The organism is Ideonella sp. B508-1, from assembly GCF_000333615.1.
Taxonomy (GTDB): domain Bacteria; phylum Pseudomonadota; class Gammaproteobacteria; order Burkholderiales; family Burkholderiaceae_C; genus Ideonella.
Genome location: NZ_BADL01000187.1, coordinates 1 through 1,713, shown reverse-complemented (window position 1 = coordinate 1,713; position 1,713 = coordinate 1). Strand labels below are relative to the sequence as shown.

Sequence of the window (1,713 nt, the reverse complement as noted above, 5' to 3'; positions counted from 1 at the left end):
CTCTCCGGGTGCGGCGTTGCTGGCCGCCAGCGCATTGCCGGCCGGGTCCATCACATAGACGGCCAGCGCATCGGCACGGCGGCCGATCTCGGCCAGATCCTCGTTCACCCGCGCGCGCAGCCCGGCATCGTCCGGCGCGGCCAGCAGGGCCCGCACGGCCGGCTGCCGGCCCACCACGGCCGGCAGGTAGCTGTACTTGCCGATCACGCCGCGCAGGCCCAGGGCATGCAGCTCCTGCGCGGAATGCAGGGCGGCCAGGCGCTGGTCCGTCTCGTGCCGCTCGGCCCACCATCCGGCCCACCACACCGGCACGGCCGCCAGCACCAGCAGCAGGCCCCAACGCCCCCAGCGGCGCAGGCGGGACACGGCAGGAACAGGGGCCGAAGACACGGTGGCGGACATGGTCACCCCGCATCTTGGCAGATGGGCGGTGGCAGGCGCCCTCCTCCGTAAATCTACGCAGATCCCTCCGGGCGCGCTTGCGGATGCCCCGACACCACCGGATCGACACACTCCACCTCAGGCACGGCCGCAGGGGCGGACGTGCATTCGCCGTACCGAGGAGACAAACCCATGCCCCCCGCCACCACCCTGAACGCCGGCTCCGTGCCGGCGGCACCGGCCGCAGCCGCGGCCGACGAGGCCATTTCCCTGAAGCGCCTGAAGGCCATCATCGTCGGCTCCATCGGCAACCTGGTCGAGTGGTACGACTTCTACGCCTACTCCGCCTTCGCGCTGTACTTCGCCTCGTCCTTCTTCCCCAAGGAGGACCCGACCGCGCAGATGCTGTCCACCGCGGGCATCTTCGCACTGGGCTTCTTCGTGCGCCCCATCGGCGGCCTGCTGTTCGGCTACATCGGTGACCATCTGGGCCGGCGCACCGCGCTGATGGCCTCGGTGCTGCTGATGTGCGGCGGCTCGCTGCTGATCGCCTGCGCGCCCACCTATGCCAGCGTGGGCGCCCTGGCGCCAGCGCTGCTGCTGCTGGCCCGCCTGCTGCAGGGCCTGAGCCTGGGCGGCGAGTACGGCTCCAGCGCCACCTACCTGTCGGAGATGGCCACCTCCAAGCACCGCGGCTTCTACGCCAGCTTCCAGTACGTCACGCTGATCGGCGGCCAGCTCACCGCCCTGGTGCTGCTGCTGGTGCTGCAGCATCTGCTGCTCACGCCCGAGGAACTGAAGGCCTGGGGCTGGCGCATCCCCTTCTTCGTCGGCGCCGGCCTGGCCCTGACCGCGCTGTGGATGCGGCGCGACCTGCCGGAGACGGCGTCCTTCGAGAAGGCCAAGGCCCGCTCGGGTGGCCAGAAGATGGGCGGCCTGCGCCAGCTGATGCAGTACCCGCGGGAATGCGCCATCGTGGTCGGCCTGACCATGGGCGGCACGCTGGCCTTCTACGTCTACACCACCTACATGCAGAAGTTCCTGAAGCTGTCGGTGGGCCTGACCGACACCCAGACCACCGCCGTCTCGGCCGCCAGCCTGGTCTTCGCGCTGCTGCTGCAGCCGCTGTACGGCATGCTGTCGGACAAGATCGGCCGCCGGCCGCTGCTGGTGGGCTTTGCCCTGCTGGGCACCCTGCTGACCGTGCCGCTGATGACCGCCATCCAGCACGCCCAGGGCCCCTGGGAAGCCTTTGCGCTGATCGCCTGCGCCTGGCTGATCGTCTCGGGCTACACCTCGATCAACGCGGTGGTGAAGGCCGAGCTGTTCCCG

Annotated in this window: 1 protein-coding gene and 1 pseudogene; one reads left to right on the top strand and one right to left on the bottom strand. The window is 70.3% G+C overall.

What is annotated here, in order from left to right; translation table 11 throughout:
* A pseudogene (locus tag I73_RS08510) lies at nucleotides 1–402 on the bottom strand (PAS domain-containing sensor histidine kinase); the annotation flags it as partial.
* A 171-nt stretch (nucleotides 403–573) separates the two neighbouring features.
* Here I73_RS08510 and I73_RS08505 point away from each other — a divergent pair.
* A partial coding sequence (locus tag I73_RS08505) for an MFS transporter (RefSeq protein WP_022980221.1) occupies nucleotides 574–1,713 on the top strand: 1,140 nt, incomplete at its 3' end.